We start from the raw sequence: 18,889 nt of genomic DNA on the forward strand, positions 1-18,889 counted from the left end.
GGGGCAGCGCGGCGCCCGCCTACCAAAGTCGATGCCGCACCGACCTGCGGACGCTTCCCCGGCGGAGCGGCCTGGCTACCGTTGACCTCGTGGATCTCAGGCGATCGTGGCGCGACTGGCTCGAGGACGCGGGGCTCGCCGCGGTGGCGGCGCTGCTCGGCCTGCTGCTGCTCCAGGCGACGATCGAGGATACGGTCCCCGACCAGGAGATCCCGGTCCGCTTCGAACTGGGGGCCGGCGCGGTCTCCCTGGTGGTCCTGCTGCTGTTCCGGCGCCGGCATCCGGTCGCCGTCGCGGTGACGCTGATCTTCCTGCAGTGGGCGGCGACGACGATGTTCGGCGCCGGCGCGATCGCCATGTACTCCCTGGCGATGCTGCGGCCCTGGCGGACGGCCCTGCCGATCGCCACCGCGAACCTGGCGCTGATCATCGCGGTGTTCTGGCTGGTGTCGCCCGCGTCGGACTTCCTGGAGGGCGCCGTCGTGTTCACGCTGCTGCACGCGACGCTGGTCACGACGGGGATGCTCGTCCGGTCCCGGCGGATGCTCATCGAGTCGCTGAAGGAGCGGGCCCGCGCCGCCGAGACCGAGCAGCGGCTGCGCGTCGAGGAGGGCCGGCTGCTGGAGCGGGAGCGGATCGCCCGCGAGATGCACGACGTCCTCGCGCACCGGATCTCGCTGCTGGCCGTGCACGCGGGGGCGCTGGAGTTCCGCCCGGACGCGCCCGCCGACCAGCGCGAGGCCGCCGGGGTCATCCGGCAGAGCGCCTTCGAGGCGATGGAGGACCTGCGCGAGGTGATCGGCGTGCTGCGGGCCGCCCCGCCCGGCACGGACCCGGAACGGCCGCAGCCGACGCTCGCCGACGTGTCCGCGCTCGTCCGCGAGTCGCGGCGCGCCGGAGGCGACATCTCCCTGGACGAGCACGTGCCCGACCCGTCCCGCGTCCCGTCCCGCGTCGGCCGGCACGCCTACCGGATCGTCCAGGAGGGCCTGACCAACGCCCGCAAGCACGCGCCCGGCGCCGGGGTCCGGGTGCGCCTGGACGCCGGGACGGACCTGGAGATCGAGATCGTCAACGCGGTGCCGCCGGGCCCGCCGACGCTCGCGATCCCCGGATCGGGCGCGGGGCTCGTCGGCCTGGCCGAGCGGGTGGCCCTGCTCGGCGGCACCCTGGAGCACGGCAGGACCGGCGACGGCCGCTTCCGGCTGCACGCCCGCCTGCCCCTGTAGTCCGCCCCCTCGCGCGCATGGCGGTGTGGCCGGTGGGAAGGTGGGAGGCATGGCATCGAACTCCTCTGCCCAGCCCGTCCTGGAAGAGCTCGGCCGCGCCGACTGCATGGAGCTCCTCGGCCAGGCCGGCATCGGCCGCGTGGCCTTCGACGACGGCGAGGGGCCCACGGTCGTCCCGGTGAACTACGCCGTCGACGGGAACGCGGTGATCTTCCGGACGTCGGTCACCGGCCGGCTGAACCGCAGCCTGCTGACGTCCGTGGCGGGCGGTGAGGTCAGGGCGGCGTTCGAGGTCGACCGGTTCGACGAGGCGAGCCACGAGGGGTGGAGCGTCCTGCTGCGCGGCGGCGCGCACCCGCTGACCGTCGAGGAGCAGGCGTCCGTCGCGCAGGTCTCCCCGTGGCCGGGCGGCGACCGCGAGGCATGGTTCCGGCTGTCGGCGCGCGAGGTCACCGGCCGCCGCCTCCACCGCCCGTAGTTCCCGGCAGGCCGTAGGGTGACGCAATGGACTCCGCGCCCACCCGCGTTCTGATCGTGGACGACGACGCCCTCGTCCGCGCCGGCCTGTCGATGATGCTGTCGAACGCCGAGGACCTCGACGTCGTGGGGGACGTCGCCGACGGCGCCGAGGTGGTGCCCGCCGTCAACCAGCACAGGCCCGACGTCGTCCTGATGGACATCCGGATGCCCCGCGTGGACGGGCTCGCGGCGACCGAGCTGCTGCGCTCCCGCCGCGACCCGCCCGAGATCATCATCCTGACGACGTTCGACACCGACGACCACATCGTGCGCGCGATGCGGGCGGGCGCGAGCGGCTTCCTGCTGAAGCACACCCCGCCGCCGGAGATCGTCCGGGCGATCCGGGAGGTCGCGGCGGGCGAGCCGATGATGTCGCCGGCGGTGCTGCGCAAGATGATGTCGTATGTCGCCGACTCCGGCGCGGACCCGCGCCAGGCCCGCGCGCGGGAGCTGCTGGCCCGGCTGAGCGAGGGCGAGCGCGCCGTGGCCGCCCTCGTCGGACGCGGCCGCACCAACAGCGAGATCGGCCGGGAGCTGTCGCTCAGCGTCGCCACCGTGAAGGCGTACGTCTCGCGGCTGCTGACGAAGCTGGAGCTGAACAACCGCGTCCAGATAGCCCTCCTCGTCCACGACGCGGCCCTCGACGAATGAGCCGTGGCATGGTATGTCCCCGCATCGCCGTACTACATGGGAACGAGTGTCAGATGGGCTCGACAGAGCCGCCGGAGTCCTGGATCTCGTTCAGCAGTCTCGCGCATTCCGCTGCGAGTCGCTGGTAACCGCACTGGTCGAACTCTTTTCGCGCCCAGGCGATGTCCGCAGTCGCCTCCGCCCGGCGATTCGAGACCATGAACATCCGCCCCCGAGTTAGGACGGCGCGTCCGATCCCTGGGCGGGCCTCCAGACGCTCGAAGATCTCCAGAGCGTCGTCACAAAACGACTTCGCGTCCGCGTACCTACGTTCGAGCGTCCGCGCTACGGCCAACAATGTGAGGCACTCGCCTACTCCCAGAGCATTCTCGACCTGTCGGTAGAGCCGGAGCGCGCGGCCCGCGCGGCCCGCGCTCACCACGGCATCGCCTTCACTCAAGGCCACCTGGGCGAACTGGACCAGCGCGTGAGCCTCACCAAGCGGGTTCCCGACCTCCAGGTAGAGGTCATGGGCCTGAGCGGTGAGGTCGGCCGCCTCGTCACCGCGTCCCCGATCGAGCTTGACGGCCCCCAGGAGGAGCAGGGCATTGCCGAGTCCGAGCTTGTTCCTCGTCTTCCGATGAAGAGCGATCTCCTTCTGGGCATCCGCTTCCGCCTCCTCAAGCCGATTCCTTGCAAGGTTGATCCGGCCGAAGATATGAACGGCTCCCGCCTCTTTAAACGCCTCGCCGGTCCGACCGTAGATCTCCAGCGCCCGTGATGCTGATGCCACGGACTGATCCAAGCGTCCGAGCAGCAGGCTGATGTCCGCCACCATGCCGTGCGCGGCGGCAATGCCCCTAAGGTCGCCGTGGGCCTCGTAGAGACCCGCCGCCTCGGACACATCGGCCAGCGCGGCGACCAGCTCCGCTCTGCCGCACTTGACGTGCGCTCGAAGCTCCAGCGCCCGCGCCTGGCCCAACTCGTCGTTCACCGCCTGGTAGATCGCCAGGCTTCGGCATACGGCGTCCCGTGCCTGCTCGGTATCCATCTGAGCGAGATGAAGGTGGCCCTGAATATGCAGGACGGCCGCGACTCCCCGCTCATCGCCTGCCTCCTGAAACCCTCTCCGCGCGTTCTCCGACGCCTTGAAGGCACGCGGCAGGTCCAACCTGCGGTGGGCGACCTCCGCCAGCCTGAGCTGTGCCTCACCCGTCAGGCCACTGTCGCCGGTGGTCTCCGCCAAGGCGTGGCCGCGTCGTAACTGCTCCTCGGCCGCATCCAGACGCAGCTGGAAGAACGCGATCCTACCGCCAGCGATCAACGCCTTGGCCTTCAGCCGACGACTCTCATTCTCAATCGAGCGGCCACCGCCGATATCAGCCGCATCCGCCACTTCTATCAGTTGCAATGCCTTGTCGAACTCGTAGCGCGAGAGCGCGGCATCGACCTCAGCTTCCCAGGAGCGCATAGCGTTCGAATCACCTACCGAAATCCGGTGGTAGAGCACTTCGAGAGGATCACCGCGTTCATCGAAGAAATCCGCTGCGGAGGCATGGAGTCGCCCGAGGGCATCGGGGCTCTCGTCCGCAGCGAACGAGAGTACGGCGCTTCTGATGAGGGCATGCATCCGCGTCTCGAACCGGCCGCCTTCACCACGGTGGGACTGCACAAACGAATATGCACGGATTCGCTCGTACCAAGCCGAGCCGTCGTCCTCGAACGCGTCCCACTTCCCCAAGAGACGAGCGAGCAGGGGCTTTTCGATCTTCCGGGGAACCGCCGCCGCGATCACCAGAGACCTATCGCGCTTCGGGACGCGCCCGAGCAGCGAGCGGCTCACCCACCTGGCCCGGGGCTCGGAGCGGTAGCTGCGATCGAGCAGGTCGCCGATCTCGCTCAACGGGGTGTCGGCCGAGAGCAGCACGTCCGCGAGCACATTGGTCCACAATGGGTGTCCCGAGGCGACAGAATGGACCTGGGCCGCCACTTCAGGTTCCATCCCTCGCACCCGCAGGACCTCCCGTGTGTACTCTTCCTCCCATTCGGTGAGCTCGATGCTCTCGACCTTCAGGTCATAGGGTAGAGCCAACTCCTCTCTTCCGGCGAGGACAAATTTCAAACCTGGCCAGGCATGCGAAAGCTCAGCGATCAGGCTCGTCGTGAGCCAATGGGAGACGCTTCCGGATGTCATCAACGAACCAGATCCATCCAACATGTTGCCGTCGAGAAAATGCAGCCGCTCGGTCGTGTCGAAACAAATGAAAGACCGCGCCTCCACTTTGGCCACCGAGATAATTTCATCGATCTCCGCCATTAGACCTGTGGTCAACATTTCTCGCTGCTCGCCCTTCAGCAACGAATAGCGGTGTCCGACGCCGACATCCACGTTGATCTCGACGTCAGAGATGTTTCCCTGTCTGGTCGCCCGCTGGTTGATAAAGAACGAAGGGGTGGCGCGGATGAATTCGCGCACCTCCCTGTTCGCCGCCTGCACAAGGCGCCAGTAGCCAGTGAGCCGCCGTCCATGCCACCCTTCGAAACACCTCGCCACTATGTTGAGAGTCTGCTGAGCTAGGTGGACTTCGTTTCTTAAGTCGCCACCGCCGTGATCGACGAGTTGCTCGAGGTCGATCACCCCGCAGCAGGCGCCGTACTCTCCGGTGATACTTTCTTGAAAGTACGAGAGCATGGTGGATTTGCCCTGACCGCCGACCCCCCACAGCATGAGCGCACGAGTGGTGTCGTCCGTACAGAGCCGGTGCATGGCGGTGATGACCTGGACGCGATCGACAATCGCAGTACCGTGGACCATCTTTCAGGCTCCCGCTATGGGCTCGTTTCGATGTTCTGGTCCTCTATCGAGCCTCCATCCGCGTGTCTGGCGACCCTCCCACCTTCGGCACGCACCTTCGAACGCGATATCTCACCATCATTCTCTGCCTTCTCAGACACTTCCGCACCGCTCGAAGCCGTGATCCTTCCGGAACGGATGCTACCGCCGCTCTGTGCCTTCTGAGTCACCGTTGTCTCACGTGGGTCGGCCGCTCGACCGCGCCCGACCCACGTCAGTGCGGCGGCGACCGCCACCAGGCCGGCCAGGCTCAGCGCCAGAATCCAGGTAAAGGAACTGGTCACCATATTGGTAATCAAGCCTATGGCAGCCGCGAGGAGAACCGAAAGCACACCGATGACCTTGTGGCGTTTCGAAGGAGCGTCCATGTTGATCGCCTTCCCGAGGCTCCGGTCAGCGCGGAACCCAATGCAGCCGGTCGGCGAGCGCCTTCAGGTGTCCCGCACGACCCACGCGAGCTTCCCTGGCCGATACAGGCCAGATTCCCGTTGCGACGCCCCTAGACGCACGCCGTCGTCATCATAATGATCGGGTCCTGGTCTTGTTGTCCAGTGGTTCTCATACTCGGGGCGTTGGGCACGGCGGCCACATGAAGACGAGGCGGTCCGCACGGCATGATCAGAGTTCTGGTAGACGGACGAGTCGTTGGATCCGACGGGATCGGGCGATACACCCGGCAACTGATCGACGCTCTTTGCAGGAGCTCATTAACGGACGTCCGGATCACCGTTCTCGAGCCGACAGGCACTCCGCGGTACACTCGCGCCGAGGGAACCGAACTGGCGGTTGCCGCACAGAAGTGCGGAGCCAATGTCGTTCACCTTCTCGACTACCGGATCCCTGTCGAACGACTCGATGTACCGATTTTGATAACCATCCATGACGTGTTCCGAGCCACCCGGCCTCGGCTCTGTTACTCGGATACCGATTTCGCGGACCGCTTTGGCGTAGCAAGTCTCAAGGATCTCAAAGAATTAACGACCGCGATCATGGGCTCGCATCCGGGGCCGGGAGCCGGTCTTACCAGCTCAGCGAGCGCACATCGGAGATTCTACCGTGCGATGCTCGAATTCGCCTGTACTCAGGCGCAGGGTGTCATCGTGCCGACACGGACGGTCGGCGACCAACTCCGTTCACTCGTCGGGTTCACCGCCGGCCTCACCGTCTCCCACTACGGTGTCGACCACCTAGAGTCTAACGACGACGACCGTTCTCCGGTAGCCGGCCTTACTAAGCGCTATCTGCTCTACGTGGGCCAAGCCCGCTCACATAAGGCGTTGCCGAGGCTCTGTGCGGCTTATCTCGCCAGCAATGCTCATGACCTGGGTGTCCCTTTTGTTTTCGCCGGTCGCGACTTCACCGATTCGACTCACCACGCGAAGGCGGTCCGGTCTGAACTCGGCAATGCAGCCATCCTGCTCGGCGAAATTGACGACTCCACACTGGCGAGGCTGTATTGCAACGCCTCCGCTCTCGTACATCTAGCAGAGTACGAGGGATTCGGGTTCACGCCGCTGGAAGCGCTGACGTTGGGCACTCGAGTCGTGGTCAACGATCTCGACGTGTTCCGCGAGACACTCGCCGACCACGCGTTTTATTGCAGAACTGGCTCCACTGAAGAGATCGGAGCCCTTCTCAATCGGCTCTTATGGACATCTGACGATCCGTCGCAGAGGGAAATACGCGCCCTATGGGCCGGCCGCTACACCTGGAAGGCTCATGTCGACGACCTCCTTTCCGTCTACCGCAAGGTCGGGCAGTGACAGGACGGCTGGTGATCCTCGACGTCGGGGACGTCCTAATACGGACCCGTCCCATGGCACAGTACAGGTCTCTCGCCTACAAAACAGGTCGCCGATGGCGGTGGGTCGCCGATGCCATCGAGGAATGCGGCGTAATCACCGGCTTCGAGACCGGTGCGGTATCCGTCCAGCAGTTCACCGATACGGTCCGTAGCCTCTTTCCCCACGGTTGCCTCTCTGCTCAGGACGTCGTCGTCGCCTGGCAATCGGTCCTTGGGTTCACGGTTGTCGAAATCGTCCATGCGGTCAGAGCGCTGGCGGCGGACGGAAGGCTGCTACTTGCAAGCAATACCAATCCGCTGCATTGGCAATCCGTGACGTCCCACCTTCTCACGGCTCGCATCGAGGCGCCCGCCGTACTTTCTTTTGAAGTCGGCTACGCCAAACCGAGTCCGAACTTTTTCAGCGCCATTTTCGATGCTGATCAACGAGTCGCCGATCAGGCGATCTTCATTGACGATCTCGAACAGAACGTCACCGCCGCCCGGCGGTGCGGAATTCCGGGACGGATGCACACCGATCCCCTAGAGACCGCCAAGTGGCTCCGCAAACTTCTTGCCGCGAGATAGGAATGTGTATTGAGGCTGAGCCTGATCTTCGACATTCGATCGAATCATGACACGGGAGTCTCGCGTTACGGCCTCTCCCTGTTGCGGGAGACCGCTCCAATCATGGCGGCAATGGGATGGCGTCTCACCGTGGTCGCCTGGAAGTTCCAGGAACGGCGGGCCAGGCGGGCGGCTGTTCCTCATGGAGCTGAGGTGCTCATCTGTCCGGAGCCGGAGGGTTTCGTCCGCGCCTCTCCGTGGCTGCGCGACCTTGTGCGCACCACCCGTCCGGATCTCTACTACACCACGCACTATACCGCAGATCACCTTCTTCCCGTCCCGTTCGTGTTTACTATTCATGATTTGACTCGGCTGAAATATCCAGCGCTCAGCTACACCGATGGCTCCTTTGCTCGACGGTTCGGGTGGCAGGAATTCAGCAAGCTCAAGCTGGAACTGGAGACACTGCCGAACCGGTTCGACACGGACGGCGGCGATGTCTTCTCCCGATACTTCGCCGGGCTGAACAGGGTCCTCGTGGAGCAGGCCTCGCTGGTGACCGTTGTATCTCATTCGACGGCTCGTGACGTCAGATCACTATTGGACGTTCCAGCACACAGGCTTGCCCTGGTGCCGGGAGCGGTAGACCCATCGGTCTTTCATCCCACAACGGCCGAAGCGGTTCAGGCTGTAAGGACCAAGTACGCCCTGACGGGACCATACGTGCTCTATGTGGGCCTCGCGAACGCGAACAAGCGATTTCCGTGGCTTGTCGAGCAGTTGCTCACCGGGGCGAACGAACTGCCCGCCGAACTGCGGCTTGTCGCCGTCGGCGGCCATGCGGAAGCTCTTCCCGAGGTCGGTCGGCTGCTGGCCGACCATGGGACGGGTCCGCTGGTGTTCACCGGGCGGGTGCCGGATGTGGAACTTACGGCTCTCTACACCGGAGCGAGCGCGCTCGTCACCGCTTCCGTCAATGAGGGTGTGGGGCTTCCGTGCCTGGAGGCGGTCGCCTGCGGAACGCCAGTCATCGCTCCCGACATCATTCCCTTGCGTGAGTCCCTCGCCGAGGCAGGTCTGTTCTACCGCCCAGGGGACGGCAGCGCGTTCCGCACGCTCGTCGCCTCGGTGGTACATCGAACCGCCCGCAACCCCGCCACGGATTTCGAGCCGCCAAGGTGGCACAGGTCGGGTCGTCTTCTCATGGCGGCGCTCCAGCGCGCCGCCGCCCCGGACATCGCAGGTCCCTGCGTCAACGATTTACTTACGGGTGATCAAAGGGCTGTTCGGTAGGAGCAGCGCGGCGGCGAGGCCTGCAGCGAGAACGGGCAGGGCCATGAGGAAAAGGTCGGAGAAGGCCGTCGCGAACGCCTCCGAGACACCGTCCTGGACGGGTCCGGGGAGGGTGGCGAGCACCTCGGGGGCGGACGGCGTCGGCGAAGGCGGGCACCTCGCCGTCCGGGACGCGGCGTCCGATCTCCTCGGCGAACCGGCTCGACACGATGGCGCCGAAGACCGCCATGCCGGCGGCGGTGCCGAGCACCCTGGTCGCGAAGACGCCGGAACTGGCCGCGCCCAGGTCCCGCCGTGGTGCGGCGTTCTGCGCGATGAGGACGACGACCTGCTGGGACAGCCCGGCGCCGAACCCGAGCAGGGCCATGTAGCACCCGGCGGTGAACAGGCCGGTATGGACGTCCATCGTGGCCAGCAGCCCGACGCCGGCCGCGCTGAGCGCCATGCTCGCCGCGGGAAGCCGGTGGTAGCGGCCCGTCCGCTGGATGTACCGGCCGGCGCCCATCGCGGCGGCGACGAGGCCGAACATCATCGGCAGGAGCAGCAGGCCAGAGTCGGTGGCCCCCACTCCCCCGACGACCTGGAAGAACATCGGCAGGTAGGTGGCGAGCCCGAACCCGGTCGCGCCGCCCACGGCCGCGACGGCGCACGCCACGGCGAACGACCGGTCGCGGAAGAGCCTCGGCGGGATGACCGGCTCGGCGGCCGTCCGCTCGGCGATGACCCACGCGGCGAACAGCGCCGCCGCCCCGGCCGCGAGCCCGAGGACGACCGGCGAGTCCCACGCGTACCGCGTCCCGGCCCAACTCGTGAACAGGGTGAAGCAGGTGACCGCCGCGCCGAGGAGGCCGATGCCGAGGTAGTCGATCCTCGGCCTGCCCTCCGGCTCGGGCAGCCGCAGGAACAGCACGACCGCCGCGGTGGCGGCAGCGTCGACGGCGCCGCCCCGCACGCCGCCGATCCCGCCAGGAACCCGAGGAGGCCGGTCAGCAGGACCGGCCGGCGCCCGAACAGGTCCCCCAGCCGTCCCGACAACGGGACGGTGACACTGGTGGCCAGCACGTACGCGGTCGACACCCACGCGAGCCTGTCGAGCCCGCCGAGGTCCCCGACGATCGTCGGGAGCGCGGTCCCGAGCACGGTCGCGTCCAGCGAGGACATGAGCCCGGCGAGCATCAGCCCGCCGAACACCAGCAGCCGGTTCCGGCGGCTCATCTGCGCGGACGTCCACGACGAGGTATAGCAACCATGTGCACTTCACATTCATATGCTTAGGACAAATGAATGCTAAGCACACAGATATGTGGGATGCAACCTAGCTAGACTGGTGGCCATGCGCGAGGAGGCGGTGCACGACGGGGCGGTGGACGCCGTTGAGCGGAGCATGGTCAGGCTGCGGCGCGGGATGTCGCGGCAGCGCCTGGGCAAGGCGGCGATACGGGGTCACAACCTGCCCGTGGACGTCCAGGTCCTGCATGTGGTGGACGTCGTCGACGAGGGCCCCGACCACGACGGCCAGGAGATGAGCGTCGGCCTGGTCGCCACCCGCCTCGGCGTCGACGCGTCCCGCGGGAGCCGCATCGTGGCCGAGGCGGTCAAGTCCGGCTACGTGCGCCGCGTCGCGTCCCAGGCGGACGGCCGCCGCATCCACCTGGAACTCACTGATTCCGGGCAGGCCGTCGTGGAGGCCACCCGCCGCACCCGCCACGAGCACTTCGCGAAGGCCATGAGCGACTGGACGGACGAGGAACGCGCCGAGTTCGCGCGCCTCCTGTCCCGCTTCGTCCACACCTACGAGGACTGACGCGCGGTCAGACGCTCGTGGTCGAGCCCGGCCGGACGATCATGAGGACGACCACGATCACCCACAGCAGGTTGAACACGCCGGTGAGGCCGGTCAGCCGGCTCACCGCGCCGCCCGCCCCGGGCGCCTTCAGCAGCCGCTGCTGGGCGGGCAGGATCGCCGCCGCGAGGATGCCCGCCGCGACCGCGGTCAGCACGATGGAGGCGATCAGCCAGGCGTCGGTGAGCACGCCGAGCTGCGCGGCGGTCGCGAACCCGAAGGCCGGGACGGCGAGGCCGACGAGGGCGTAGCCGCGGCAGATCCGGTGCAGGAACGCGGCCGTCCCGCCGTCCGGGGCTTCGATGCCCTCCGCAGGCTCCTTCACGTAGCGGGGGAACAGTGAGGCCGCCACGGTGATCGGCCCGATCGCCAGGATCGCCGCCAGCACGTGCACGGACAGGAGAAACTTCGTCATTGCGTACCCTCCTAATATATTGGCTACCAATACGTACCATGCCTACGCGACGATTGTGTAGGCTGCCTACCTATGAGGGCTGACGCGGTACGCGGGCATCTGGACGGGCTGCTGCTCGCCGTGCTCGAAGGCGGCCCGCTGCACGGCTACGCGATCATCGCGGCGGTCCAGGAACGCAGCGGGGGGACACTGGAACTGCGCACGGGAACGATCTATCCGGCGCTGACGAAGCTGGAGCGGCTCGGCCTGCTGCGCAGCACGTGGGACTCGGTCGGCGAACGGCGCCGCCGCTCCTACGAGCTGACCGACGCCGGACGCCGCCGCCTGGCCAGCGAGCGGTCGGCGTGGGAGGAGTTCACGGCCGCGATCGGCTCCGTCCTGAACCCCGCCGCTCCCCCGCACCCGGCCTCATGAACGCCGCCGGAAACGTGGTCGAGGACTACGTCAAGTCCCTGGCGGCGAACCTGCACGGCCCGTCCCGGGCCAAGGCGCGGCTGGTCGAGGAGATCCGCGACGGCCTCCACGACACCGTCGAAGCGCACACGACCGGCGGGATGCCCTACGACCGGGCCGCCCGCCAGGCCGTCCGCGAGTTCGGCACAGGCGAGGAACTCCTCCCCCACTGCCAGCGCGAACTGACCATCGCGCAGACCCGGCACACCGCCCGGACCGCCGCCCTCAGCCTGCCGTTCCTGGCCGGCTGCTGGCTGCTGATCTGGACCGCCGGACTCGAACAGGGCTGGCAGTCACGGCTGCTGACCGTCCACCTGGCGGGCGTCGCCGTGACCGCCGCCCTCCTCGCCGCGACCACCCTGGCCGCGACCGGCCCCCTCGCCCTCCGAGTCTCCGTACCCCGCCGCCTGCCCCTCGCGGTCGCCTGGACCGGCACCACCGCAGGCGCCGCGATGGGCATCGCCTCCCTGGCCCTCGTCGCCGCGTCGCTCCTGGCCGCGAACTGGCCCCTGATGCTGCTCGCGGGCGCCCTGACCGCCACGTCCCACGCCCTGGTCGCCGCCTCGGCCCGCGCCTGCCGACAATGCGCCCACCTCCTGCGCCCCGCCCTCACCTCCGGACCGCCCCGCGAATAAAGGACGCGACACGCGGCCCAGTGACGGCGCAGACTGGTGACCCCGGCGGCGCGCAGAGCGCCGGCCCCGGAACGAAGGGGCGTCCCGTGATCGACGCCGACACGGTCGAGCGCTACGGTCTGCCGGGCCACCTCAGGTCGGTACCCGACGAGATCGACGCGCACGACCTGCACGTCACCGGGACGCTGCCGCCCGAGCTGAACGGGCGCTACATCCGCAACGGCCCCAACGCCGTTCCCGGCATGACCTCCGCGCACGCGCAGGTGGGCCCCGGCATGCTGCACGGCGTACGCCTGCGGCAGGGCCGCGCCGAGTGGTACCGGAACCGGTGGGTGCGGACGGGCGCCTTCGAGGGACGGCCGTTCGCCGGTCCCGACGGGAGGCTCGACCTCACCGCGACGTCGGCGAACACCCATGTCGTCCACCACGCCGGCCGCATCCTCGCGCTCGTCGAGATCGGCCTCCCCCACCAGGTCACCCTCGACCTCGGCACGGTCGGCCCCTGCGACTTCGGCGGACGGCTGGCCACAGCGATGACCGCGCATCCCAAGCTCGACCCGGCCACCGGCGACCTGCACTTCTTCGGCTACGGGATGCGGCCGCCGTTCCTGACCTACCACCGCCTCGACTCCGCCGGGCGGCTCGTCCACAGCCGGGAGGTCGCGGTACCGGCGGGCACGATGATGCACGACTTCGCCATCACCGAGCACCATGTCGTCTGGCTCGACCTGCCGGTCACGTTCCAGCGGCACCTCGTCGGCCGGGCCATGCCCTACATGTGGGACGACGCCTACGGCGCCCGCCTCGGCGTCATGCGCCACGACCGTCCTGGCGCGCCCGTCCAGTGGTTCGAGATCGACCCGTGCTTCGTCTTCCACGTCGGCAACGCGTACGAGGAAGACGGACGGATCGTCCTGGACGCGGTCCGCTACACCAAGGCCGAGTTCACGTCGATGTGGAGCCTGCTGTCCGAGATGGTGGTGCCGCCGGGACGGACCACGGTCGGACGGGCCCGCCTCCACCGCTGGACCCTCGACTCCGGCACCGCCGGGGCCGCCGAGCAGCCGCTCGACGACCGCGTCGTGGAGTTCCCGACCCTGGACGAGGAGCGAGTGGGACGTCCCGCCCGCTACCTCTACACGGTCACCGGCACCGAACCGCTCAGCAGGGACGAGTGCGCGATCGTCAAGTACGACACTTTCACCGGCACGACCACCGCCCACGGCCTGGGCCCCGACACGATGATCGGCGAGGCCGTGTTCGTCCCCGCCCCCGGCCGCCGTAACGAGGACGACGGCTGGCTCATGACCATCGCCACCACCCGCGACGGGACCGCCTCCCGGCTGCTCGTCCTGGACGCCGCGGACGTCCGCCCGGTCGCCGCCGTGGACCTGCCGCGCGGCGTCCCGTCCGGCTTCCACGGCTCGTGGATTCCGGACGATTAGGCGCCCTGGGCGGATTCGAGGAACCAGGGTGCCATGCGACAGCACAACGACCCCAGGTCGAGGGAATCTCGAACCGGAACCGGATGCCCTGAAACCGAGTCGGAGAAAGGGCAGCCAACCTCATAGCGAGAGGCCGATGGACGCCAACACCGTCACCGCGATCTGCGCGACAATCATCGCCCTGCTCTCCCTGACCATCTCCTTCCTGCAAGCCCGTGCCGTCCGTCAACACAACCGCTACGCGGTGCGGCCTCTGCTGGAGTTATGGACCCCACGGCGCCACGGAGGCAAGACCGGAGTCCAGCTCATCAACCAAGGCCTGGGCCCAGCGATCATCACGCGCACCATCCTGAAGCTCGACGGTCAGGTCCTCGGCGGCTGGGACGAACCCACCGTCGACCGGATGCGCGAGTCGCTGCCCACCCGGCCGCGCGCCATGACCATCCGGCCCCCTCGTGCGATCCCCACCGGCTTCGATTCCTTCCTCCTGAGCCTCGACGACTTCGACCGCGAGCAGCACGCCTGGTTCGCCGATCTCATCAAGCAACGCATCCAGATCGAGATCCATTACGAATCCCTCTACGGTGGTGAAGATTTCAAGGCGGCCCTCCATGTCGACCGGCCTTGACCTGGGGAGTGGGACGTTGGCGTGGTCACCGGGCATGTGCTGCCGGACGGGGGGTCGGTGTCGTGGTTCGGGTCGTCCACGCAGTTCGCAGGTTGAACGCAGGGATCATGGCGAGGAGGACGATCAAGGTCAGCGCCAGGAAGACGTCGGAGTAGGCGGGTGCGTCACCGGCGTAGAAGGGGTTCACCGCATCGCCTCCGCCTGACTCCCGCGCGGTGAGCAAGGCTCCGAACAGGGCGGGCCCCGCCCCTGCACCTAGGAACTGCGCTCCCTGGAAGATGCCGACCCCGGCGCCGACATGCTGAGGTGGCAGGACGCTGCTCACCGCGCCGGTGGTCAGCGTGATGACGAAGGCGAATCCCGCATCGAGGCCGAGAATGGCCAAGGCCACCAGCACGTGCGACGCCCCGGCCGCGATGGTGGACAGGAACAGGGTGGCGAGCCCCATGACCGTGAGACCGGCGAGCAGCACGCGCGTGGCGTGTCTGCCTTGGGCTCCGATTCGTCCGGCCAGGGGCGCCAACAGGGCCAGTGCGATGCCTCCGGGGATCATGACGAGGCTCCCCTGACCTGGGGTGAGGCCGTTGACGTCGATGATGAGGACCGGCACCAGGACCAGGGTGGCGAGGTTGACGGCCATTGCCGTGAAGACGGTGAGGACCGCGGCGACGTAGGCGCGGTTGCCGAACAGCGACGGCGGCACGAACGGGTGTGCGGCTACGCGGTTGCGCCATGCGAAGAGGCCCGCGAGGACCACCCCTCCGAGGATCGATCCCCACGACGACGGACGGCTGAACCCGCCTCCCTCGGATTCGGTGACGCCGAAGAGCAGCAGGCCCGCCGCGAGTCCCAGCAGGACGCCGCCCGCGAGGTCGAAGGGACCGGGGTCGCCCGGTGGCTCCTCGGCGATGGCGCGGCGCACCGCCGGGATGAGGATCAGTGCTCCGGCGGCCATGATCCAGAACAGGGCGGGCCAGCCCAGGAACTCCCCGACGATCCCGCCCATGGCCGGTCCGGCGGCGGTGCCCACGCCCGCGGCCGCGCTGACGAATCCGACGCCGACCGCCGCCTTGTCGCCGGGCAGCAGCCGCATCACGGCCACGATCGCCAGCACCGGGACGGCGGCCCCGCCGAGGCCCATGACGATCCGCCCGAACACCAGGATCGGCAGGCTGGGCGACAGCGCACTGATCAGGCTGCCGACCGCGAAGATCGCCAGCACGACGGTGAAGAGTCGGCGGAGGCCGTAACGGTCGGCGACGCGTCCGTAGAAGGGCACTCCGACGGCGAACATCAGCAGGAAGCCGGTCACCACCCATGCCACCTGCGCGGTGGAGGCCGTGAACTGTTCGGAGATGCGGGGAAGGACGAGCGAGACCATGTCGGCGGCGGTGATGTTCAACAACATCGCCGGTACGAGCACGAGCAGCAGTCGACGCATCGGCACGGCGGGCGCCGGGGGCTCCGGGGCGGATGACATGGGGGAACTCCGATCATCGTGAACTGATACTGATGTGGTTGCAGTTCTGGTCAAAGAAAACGGGCGGAGAGTCCGCTCTCCGCCCGTGCGGCTCGGCTCAGCGGCGCGGGACCTTCGCGCTTTCGCGGCCGAGGACGCGGGCGAGCATCTCGGCGATGCTCGTCTGGCTCAATCGTTCCTCCAAAGCACGCTGTGCCGCCGCGAACTCGTCCTCCAGCAGCGACTGCATGTGCCGTCCGATCACACAGCTCTGGCTCGGTGGATGCGTGTGCACCGGCAACAGCGCTTCGCCGACCTCAACGGCGGCGTAGACGTCGTAGAGGCTGATCTCCTCCGCAGGCCGCGCGAGCCGCCAGCCGCCGCCGCTGCCCTCGGTCGAGGCGACCATGCCCTTGTCGCGCAGCAGCCCGAGTATGCGGCGCACGAGCACCGGGTTGCTCTCAAGGCTCTCAGCGATCTTGGCCGACGACTGAAGTCCGTCGCCGTCCCATCGCGCGAGAAACGTCAGCGCGTGGATGGCCACCGCCGTCCGACTACTTACTTTCACACCACACCACCCGTGCGAACCGCAACTGGAACGAGGCTAGTTGCAGTTCACGCGTGGAGTCAACGCCCGGCCAACTTCACGCGGGAGCGCTGACGGGTGGTCATGTGAACGGGACGGCACTATTTTGAGCCGGTGGATCTCGTCAAAGCCGTCGCCCTCATCGCCTTGGGCTCGGCCCTGCTGTGGGGATGCGGGGTGGAGGTCCTCGCCTGGTCCCGGCGGCGGCGGCGCGGCGTGCGCACGGTCGGGACCGTCGTCGGACACCGGTCGGCGGGCTCCCCGGGAACCATGCAGCGGTCGGGGGTCTTCGAGTTCACGACCGAGAACGGGCAGGTGGTACAGGCCAGCAGTTCGCTGTCCACGCCGCGCGGCCCGAAGATCGGAACCCGGATCCCCGTCGTGTACGACCCGGCCGACCCGGCGGGCACCGCGGACCGCCCCGGCGTCCTCGCCTTCAAGATGGTCGCGCTGCTCCCCGTCATGCTCGCCATCGGAACGGCCCTCGCCGTCTACGGCATCACGTTCCTGATGTGAAGCGCCGCCGCTCAGCCACGATCCCGGTCAGACGACGACCTTGCGATACATCTGCCGGGAGCCGCCTTCCGGACCCGGGTCCGCGGGCTCTGCCGGAGTGAATCCGAGCTTCTCGTAGAAGATCCGGGCGCCGCTTGCCACCGCACCAGTGTGGTCGGCACCGAAGGTCACCACTTCCACGGTCCCCGGGCCGCGCACGAGTCGGCTCATCGCGTCCGCCATCAGGGCCCGGCCGGCGCCTTGCCGGCGCGCGTCCTCGGAGACGACGAGCCAATGCACGTGGTACACCGGGGGCTTGGCGCCGAAGAGCAGGCCGCCGAGAGGCTCCGCGCCACCGGTGGCGACCGCAACCAGGGCGGCATCCCGGCGGACGTGCTTGTCGACGGCATCACGGAAGCCCGGATCCCCCAGCATGGGACCGAACCAGTGCTCAACCTGCCTCGCCAGCTCCATGAAGCGGGGCACGTCCTGCTCACGGGCGAGTCTGATGATCATGTGAGGCGCTTGCGGAGGAGGCAGAACTCGTTGCCCTCCGGGTCGGCGAGGACGACCCAGCTCTCCTCACCCGTCTGCCCGACATCGGCGTGCCGTGCCCCGGCGGCCAGCAGCCGCTCAAGTTCGGCGTCCTGGTCGCGGTCCGTTGGGCTGACGTCGATGTGGAGGGGAAGCTTGCCCGGCTTGGCGTCCTCACTGGGGCTGAGGACGAGCGTCGGCTGGAGCCCGCCGAACCCTTCCGGGGGACCGATCTCGATCCCGTCGTCCTCCCGGACCAGGACCACGAACCCGAGGACCTCGCACCAGAACTCCGCGAGCCTCTCCGCATCGCGGCAGTCCAGCACCAGCTCACTGATCCGACACGCCACAGTCTTCACCCTCCACCGTCATGCGAGATCGAGCGCGCCGCTCTTCACCTCGTCCAAGAACACCCGCCACTCCCCCCGCGAAAAGCCGAGCACCGGCCCCGACGGATCCTTGGAGTCACGCGCGGCGACCTCCCGCCTCAACTTCGCCACCTCGACGCACTCAGTGCCCTGGCCGGAGCTGTAACTGCTGGTCCGCCACCGGGCAGGGTGGAGATCATGTTCCCTCATAGCTCGGACAGTAGCCGTTCTATGAGCTTCCGGGAATCTGATTCTGAGAGAGCGATCTCTCGCAGCCGTTCGAAGGCCTCGCTGTAGTGGTCGACGTCCGAAGGCTCGTCCACGTACCAGCTGCGGGTGAGGCTGTGGACTGTCACGACCTCCAGCAAGGCATCGGGGCCGACTCCCAGGATGGTGAAGGCACCGTCGCCGCCGGGGTGACTCTCCGCCGAGAACGGCAGGATCTGCAGCGATATGTGCGGGAGATCAGCCATGGCCATGAGTTTGAGCAGTTGACCCCGAACGGTTTCTCGCCCTCCCGTCAACTGCCGAAGTGCCGCCTCTCCGAGCACGACAGAGATGCGCGGCGGGTTCTCCTGATCATGGAGCCGTTGACGACGCAGCCGGAAGCTGACTTCGGTCTCGATGTCTCGCGGACTGCGAAGGGCACTGCCCGAACCGGTGATGACGGCTCTGGCGTACTCCTCGTCCTGCAAGAGACCGTGCACCAGAAGAGGCTGGAAGACCGCGAGAATGTCACGCTGTGTGCTTGATCGGTTCGATCCGGTGAAAGTTAGAGATATTCGTTCTTGCGCCTATCACGTGCTCGATGGAGTGATCGCCGAATACTTCTCACCTTCCCCAACGGTGTTGATGCGGTGACGGAGGGCGATCAGCCTTGGCGGGTGGCAATCGGAGGAGGAATCACGATGACGACCCGCGAGGCAGGCGAGCTGCAGCTTCTCGCCGTGCTGACGCTTCCCGGAGTGGAGCGTTCCGTCCGGCACGCCCGGCTGTTCATCCGGGACACGCTCGTCCCGAACCACCTGGCCCCCGGTGACGAACTGCTCGACGACATGGTGCTCGTGGTGGACGAGCTCGCCGGCAACTGCGTCAGGCACACCGCGTCCGGAAGGGGCGGGCGGTTCCACATCGCGCTTTGGGCGGGTGAGGG

At 67.7% G+C, this 18,889-nt stretch carries 23 protein-coding genes and 1 pseudogene; 14 read left to right on the forward strand and 10 right to left on the reverse strand.

All coding sequences use genetic code 11. From position 1 onward, the window contains the following. Positions 1–89 precede the first annotated feature (89 nt). Genes E1285_RS03435 through E1285_RS03445 form a run of 3 tightly spaced genes read left to right on the forward strand, consistent with a single transcriptional unit; the run spans position 90 to position 2,399 of the window. Complete coding sequence (locus E1285_RS03435) at positions 90–1,229, forward strand: histidine kinase (RefSeq protein ID WP_243722519.1); 1,140 nt, start codon at positions 90–92, stop codon at positions 1,227–1,229. A gap of 49 nt (positions 1,230–1,278) precedes the next feature. After that, positions 1,279–1,707, forward strand: coding sequence for a pyridoxamine 5'-phosphate oxidase family protein (locus tag E1285_RS03440; RefSeq protein WP_132147906.1), 429 nt, complete (start codon positions 1,279–1,281; stop codon positions 1,705–1,707). A gap of 26 nt (positions 1,708–1,733) precedes the next feature. Next, complete coding sequence (locus E1285_RS03445) at positions 1,734–2,399, forward strand: response regulator transcription factor (RefSeq protein ID WP_132147908.1); 666 nt, start codon at positions 1,734–1,736, stop codon at positions 2,397–2,399. Between the two features lie 49 nt (positions 2,400–2,448). On the opposite strand, the gene E1285_RS03450 is transcribed toward E1285_RS03445, so the two are convergent. Continuing rightward, positions 2,449–5,193, reverse strand: coding sequence for a hypothetical protein (locus E1285_RS03450; RefSeq protein ID WP_132147910.1), 2,745 nt, complete (start codon positions 5,191–5,193; stop codon positions 2,449–2,451). A 14-nt stretch (positions 5,194–5,207) separates the two neighbouring features. Next, the gene (locus E1285_RS03455) at positions 5,208–5,600 is read right to left on the reverse strand and encodes a hypothetical protein (RefSeq protein WP_132147912.1); all 393 of its coding nucleotides are present in this window, start codon (positions 5,598–5,600) and stop codon (positions 5,208–5,210) included. Between the two features lie 246 nt (positions 5,601–5,846). Between E1285_RS03455 and E1285_RS03460 the strand changes: the two genes are divergently transcribed. From E1285_RS03460 to E1285_RS03470, 3 genes are read left to right on the forward strand one after another with little or no spacing between them, the layout of a single operon-like run. Beyond that, positions 5,847–6,995, forward strand: a complete 1,149-nt coding sequence (locus E1285_RS03460; protein WP_132147914.1) for a glycosyltransferase — start codon at positions 5,847–5,849, stop codon at positions 6,993–6,995. 53 nt (positions 6,996–7,048) lie between these two features. After that, a complete protein-coding gene (locus tag E1285_RS03465) occupies positions 7,049–7,603 on the forward strand; it encodes a hypothetical protein (RefSeq protein ID WP_132147916.1) in 555 nt (184 codons plus the stop codon). Between the two features lie 9 nt (positions 7,604–7,612). After that, positions 7,613–8,875 carry a glycosyltransferase gene (locus E1285_RS03470; protein WP_132147917.1) on the forward strand — a complete coding sequence of 421 codons (1,263 nt, stop codon included), beginning with the start codon at positions 7,613–7,615 and terminating at the stop codon, positions 8,873–8,875. Here the strand turns inward: E1285_RS03470 and E1285_RS03475 are convergent. Continuing rightward, positions 8,847–9,827 (reverse strand): MFS transporter, encoded by a 981-nt coding sequence (locus E1285_RS03475; RefSeq protein WP_165966436.1) that lies wholly within the window; start codon positions 9,825–9,827, stop codon positions 8,847–8,849. The genes E1285_RS03470 and E1285_RS03475 overlap by 29 nt on opposite strands. Before the next feature lie 99 nt (positions 9,828–9,926). On the opposite strand from E1285_RS03475, the gene E1285_RS47085 reads away from it, so the two are divergent. Both E1285_RS47085 and E1285_RS03485 read left to right on the forward strand, forming a co-directional pair. Continuing rightward, positions 9,927–10,118, forward strand: coding sequence for a hypothetical protein (locus E1285_RS47085; RefSeq protein WP_243722520.1), 192 nt, complete (start codon positions 9,927–9,929; stop codon positions 10,116–10,118). A 90-nt stretch (positions 10,119–10,208) separates the two neighbouring features. Continuing rightward, complete coding sequence (locus E1285_RS03485) at positions 10,209–10,679, forward strand: MarR family transcriptional regulator (protein ID WP_132147919.1); 471 nt, start codon at positions 10,209–10,211, stop codon at positions 10,677–10,679. A 7-nt stretch (positions 10,680–10,686) separates the two neighbouring features. On the opposite strand, the gene E1285_RS03490 is transcribed toward E1285_RS03485, so the two are convergent. Then, positions 10,687–11,133: a hypothetical protein gene (locus E1285_RS03490; protein ID WP_132147920.1), complete on the reverse strand. Its 447-nt coding sequence runs from the start codon at positions 11,131–11,133 to the stop codon at positions 10,687–10,689. A gap of 72 nt (positions 11,134–11,205) precedes the next feature. Between E1285_RS03490 and E1285_RS03495 the strand changes: the two genes are divergently transcribed. From E1285_RS03495 to E1285_RS03510, 4 genes are all read left to right on the forward strand, one after another. Next, positions 11,206–11,547 (forward strand): helix-turn-helix transcriptional regulator, encoded by a 342-nt coding sequence (locus E1285_RS03495; RefSeq protein ID WP_131875723.1) that lies wholly within the window; start codon positions 11,206–11,208, stop codon positions 11,545–11,547. After that, entirely contained in the window at positions 11,544–12,221 is a 678-nt protein-coding gene (locus E1285_RS03500; protein WP_132147921.1) for a permease prefix domain 1-containing protein, read from the forward strand. The genes E1285_RS03495 and E1285_RS03500 overlap by 4 nt, the downstream gene beginning before the upstream one ends. Before the next feature lie 86 nt (positions 12,222–12,307). Then, positions 12,308–13,666, forward strand: coding sequence for a carotenoid oxygenase family protein (locus tag E1285_RS03505; RefSeq protein ID WP_243722521.1), 1,359 nt, complete (start codon positions 12,308–12,310; stop codon positions 13,664–13,666). Positions 13,667–13,802: 136 nt separating this feature from the next. After that, positions 13,803–14,294 (forward strand): hypothetical protein, encoded by a 492-nt coding sequence (locus tag E1285_RS03510; RefSeq protein ID WP_132147923.1) that lies wholly within the window; start codon positions 13,803–13,805, stop codon positions 14,292–14,294. 25 nt (positions 14,295–14,319) lie between these two features. Here E1285_RS03510 and E1285_RS03515 read toward each other — a convergent pair whose 3' ends face one another. Further along, positions 14,320–15,774, reverse strand: coding sequence for an MFS transporter (locus tag E1285_RS03515; RefSeq protein WP_207946376.1), 1,455 nt, complete (start codon positions 15,772–15,774; stop codon positions 14,320–14,322). A gap of 97 nt (positions 15,775–15,871) precedes the next feature. Beyond that, the gene (locus tag E1285_RS03520; protein ID WP_132147925.1) at positions 15,872–16,321 is read right to left on the reverse strand and encodes an Rrf2 family transcriptional regulator; all 450 of its coding nucleotides are present in this window, start codon (positions 16,319–16,321) and stop codon (positions 15,872–15,874) included. A 132-nt stretch (positions 16,322–16,453) separates the two neighbouring features. Here E1285_RS03520 and E1285_RS03525 point away from each other — a divergent pair, with 132 nt between their 5' ends. Beyond that, on the forward strand, positions 16,454–16,855 hold the full coding sequence (locus tag E1285_RS03525) for a DUF3592 domain-containing protein (protein ID WP_132147927.1): 402 nt from the start codon (positions 16,454–16,456) through the stop codon (positions 16,853–16,855). A gap of 27 nt (positions 16,856–16,882) precedes the next feature. Here the strand turns inward: E1285_RS03525 and E1285_RS03530 are convergent, their stop codons facing one another. Genes E1285_RS03530 through E1285_RS47090 form a run of 4 tightly spaced genes read right to left on the reverse strand, consistent with a single transcriptional unit; the run spans position 16,883 to position 18,443 of the window. Beyond that, positions 16,883–17,350: a GNAT family N-acetyltransferase gene (locus tag E1285_RS03530; RefSeq protein WP_132147929.1), complete on the reverse strand. Its 468-nt coding sequence runs from the start codon at positions 17,348–17,350 to the stop codon at positions 16,883–16,885. Then, a complete protein-coding gene (locus E1285_RS03535; RefSeq protein WP_132147931.1) occupies positions 17,347–17,718 on the reverse strand; it encodes a VOC family protein in 372 nt (123 codons plus the stop codon). Before E1285_RS03535 ends, E1285_RS03530 begins: the two co-directional genes overlap by 4 nt. 18 nt (positions 17,719–17,736) lie before the next feature. After that, on the reverse strand, positions 17,737–17,946 hold the full coding sequence (locus E1285_RS03540) for a DUF397 domain-containing protein (RefSeq protein ID WP_132147933.1): 210 nt from the start codon (positions 17,944–17,946) through the stop codon (positions 17,737–17,739). Next, positions 17,943–18,443: a DUF5753 domain-containing protein gene (locus E1285_RS47090; RefSeq protein WP_243722522.1), complete on the reverse strand. Its 501-nt coding sequence runs from the start codon at positions 18,441–18,443 to the stop codon at positions 17,943–17,945. Before E1285_RS47090 ends, E1285_RS03540 begins: the two co-directional genes overlap by 4 nt. A 201-nt stretch (positions 18,444–18,644) precedes the next feature. Here E1285_RS47090 and E1285_RS03555 point away from each other — a divergent pair. Then, positions 18,645–18,889, forward strand: a pseudogene (locus tag E1285_RS03555) (ATP-binding protein); the annotation flags it as partial.

This window comes from Actinomadura sp. 7K507 (assembly GCF_004348425.1).
Taxonomy (GTDB): Bacteria; Actinomycetota; Actinomycetes; order Streptosporangiales; family Streptosporangiaceae; genus Spirillospora.

What these genes read in the sequence shown, in the direction of transcription:
- E1285_RS03460 (WP_132147914.1), top strand. Translation starts at nt 5,847, where the DNA reads ATGATCAGAGTTCTGGTAGACGGACGAGTCGTTGGATCCGACGGGATC.
- E1285_RS03440 (WP_132147906.1), top strand. Translation starts at nt 1,279, where the DNA reads ATGGCATCGAACTCCTCTGCCCAGCCCGTCCTGGAAGAGCTCGGCCGC.
- E1285_RS03495 (WP_131875723.1), top strand. Translation starts at nt 11,206, where the DNA reads ATGAGGGCTGACGCGGTACGCGGGCATCTGGACGGGCTGCTGCTCGCC.
- E1285_RS03485 (WP_132147919.1), top strand. Translation starts at nt 10,209, where the DNA reads ATGCGCGAGGAGGCGGTGCACGACGGGGCGGTGGACGCCGTTGAGCGG.
- E1285_RS03450 (WP_132147910.1), bottom strand. Translation starts at nt 5,193, where the DNA reads ATGGTCCACGGTACTGCGATTGTCGATCGCGTCCAGGTCATCACCGCC.
- E1285_RS03515 (WP_207946376.1), bottom strand. Translation starts at nt 15,774, where the DNA reads ATGTCATCCGCCCCGGAGCCCCCGGCGCCCGCCGTGCCGATGCGTCGA.
- E1285_RS03455 (WP_132147912.1), bottom strand. Translation starts at nt 5,600, where the DNA reads ATGGACGCTCCTTCGAAACGCCACAAGGTCATCGGTGTGCTTTCGGTT.
- E1285_RS03510 (WP_132147923.1), top strand. Translation starts at nt 13,803, where the DNA reads ATGGACGCCAACACCGTCACCGCGATCTGCGCGACAATCATCGCCCTG.
- E1285_RS03500 (WP_132147921.1), top strand. Translation starts at nt 11,544, where the DNA reads ATGAACGCCGCCGGAAACGTGGTCGAGGACTACGTCAAGTCCCTGGCG.
- E1285_RS03445 (WP_132147908.1), top strand. Translation starts at nt 1,734, where the DNA reads ATGGACTCCGCGCCCACCCGCGTTCTGATCGTGGACGACGACGCCCTC.
- E1285_RS03540 (WP_132147933.1), bottom strand. Translation starts at nt 17,946, where the DNA reads ATGAGGGAACATGATCTCCACCCTGCCCGGTGGCGGACCAGCAGTTAC.
- E1285_RS03490 (WP_132147920.1), bottom strand. Translation starts at nt 11,133, where the DNA reads ATGACGAAGTTTCTCCTGTCCGTGCACGTGCTGGCGGCGATCCTGGCG.
- E1285_RS03465 (WP_132147916.1), top strand. Translation starts at nt 7,049, where the DNA reads ATGGCACAGTACAGGTCTCTCGCCTACAAAACAGGTCGCCGATGGCGG.
- E1285_RS03530 (WP_132147929.1), bottom strand. Translation starts at nt 17,350, where the DNA reads ATGATCATCAGACTCGCCCGTGAGCAGGACGTGCCCCGCTTCATGGAG.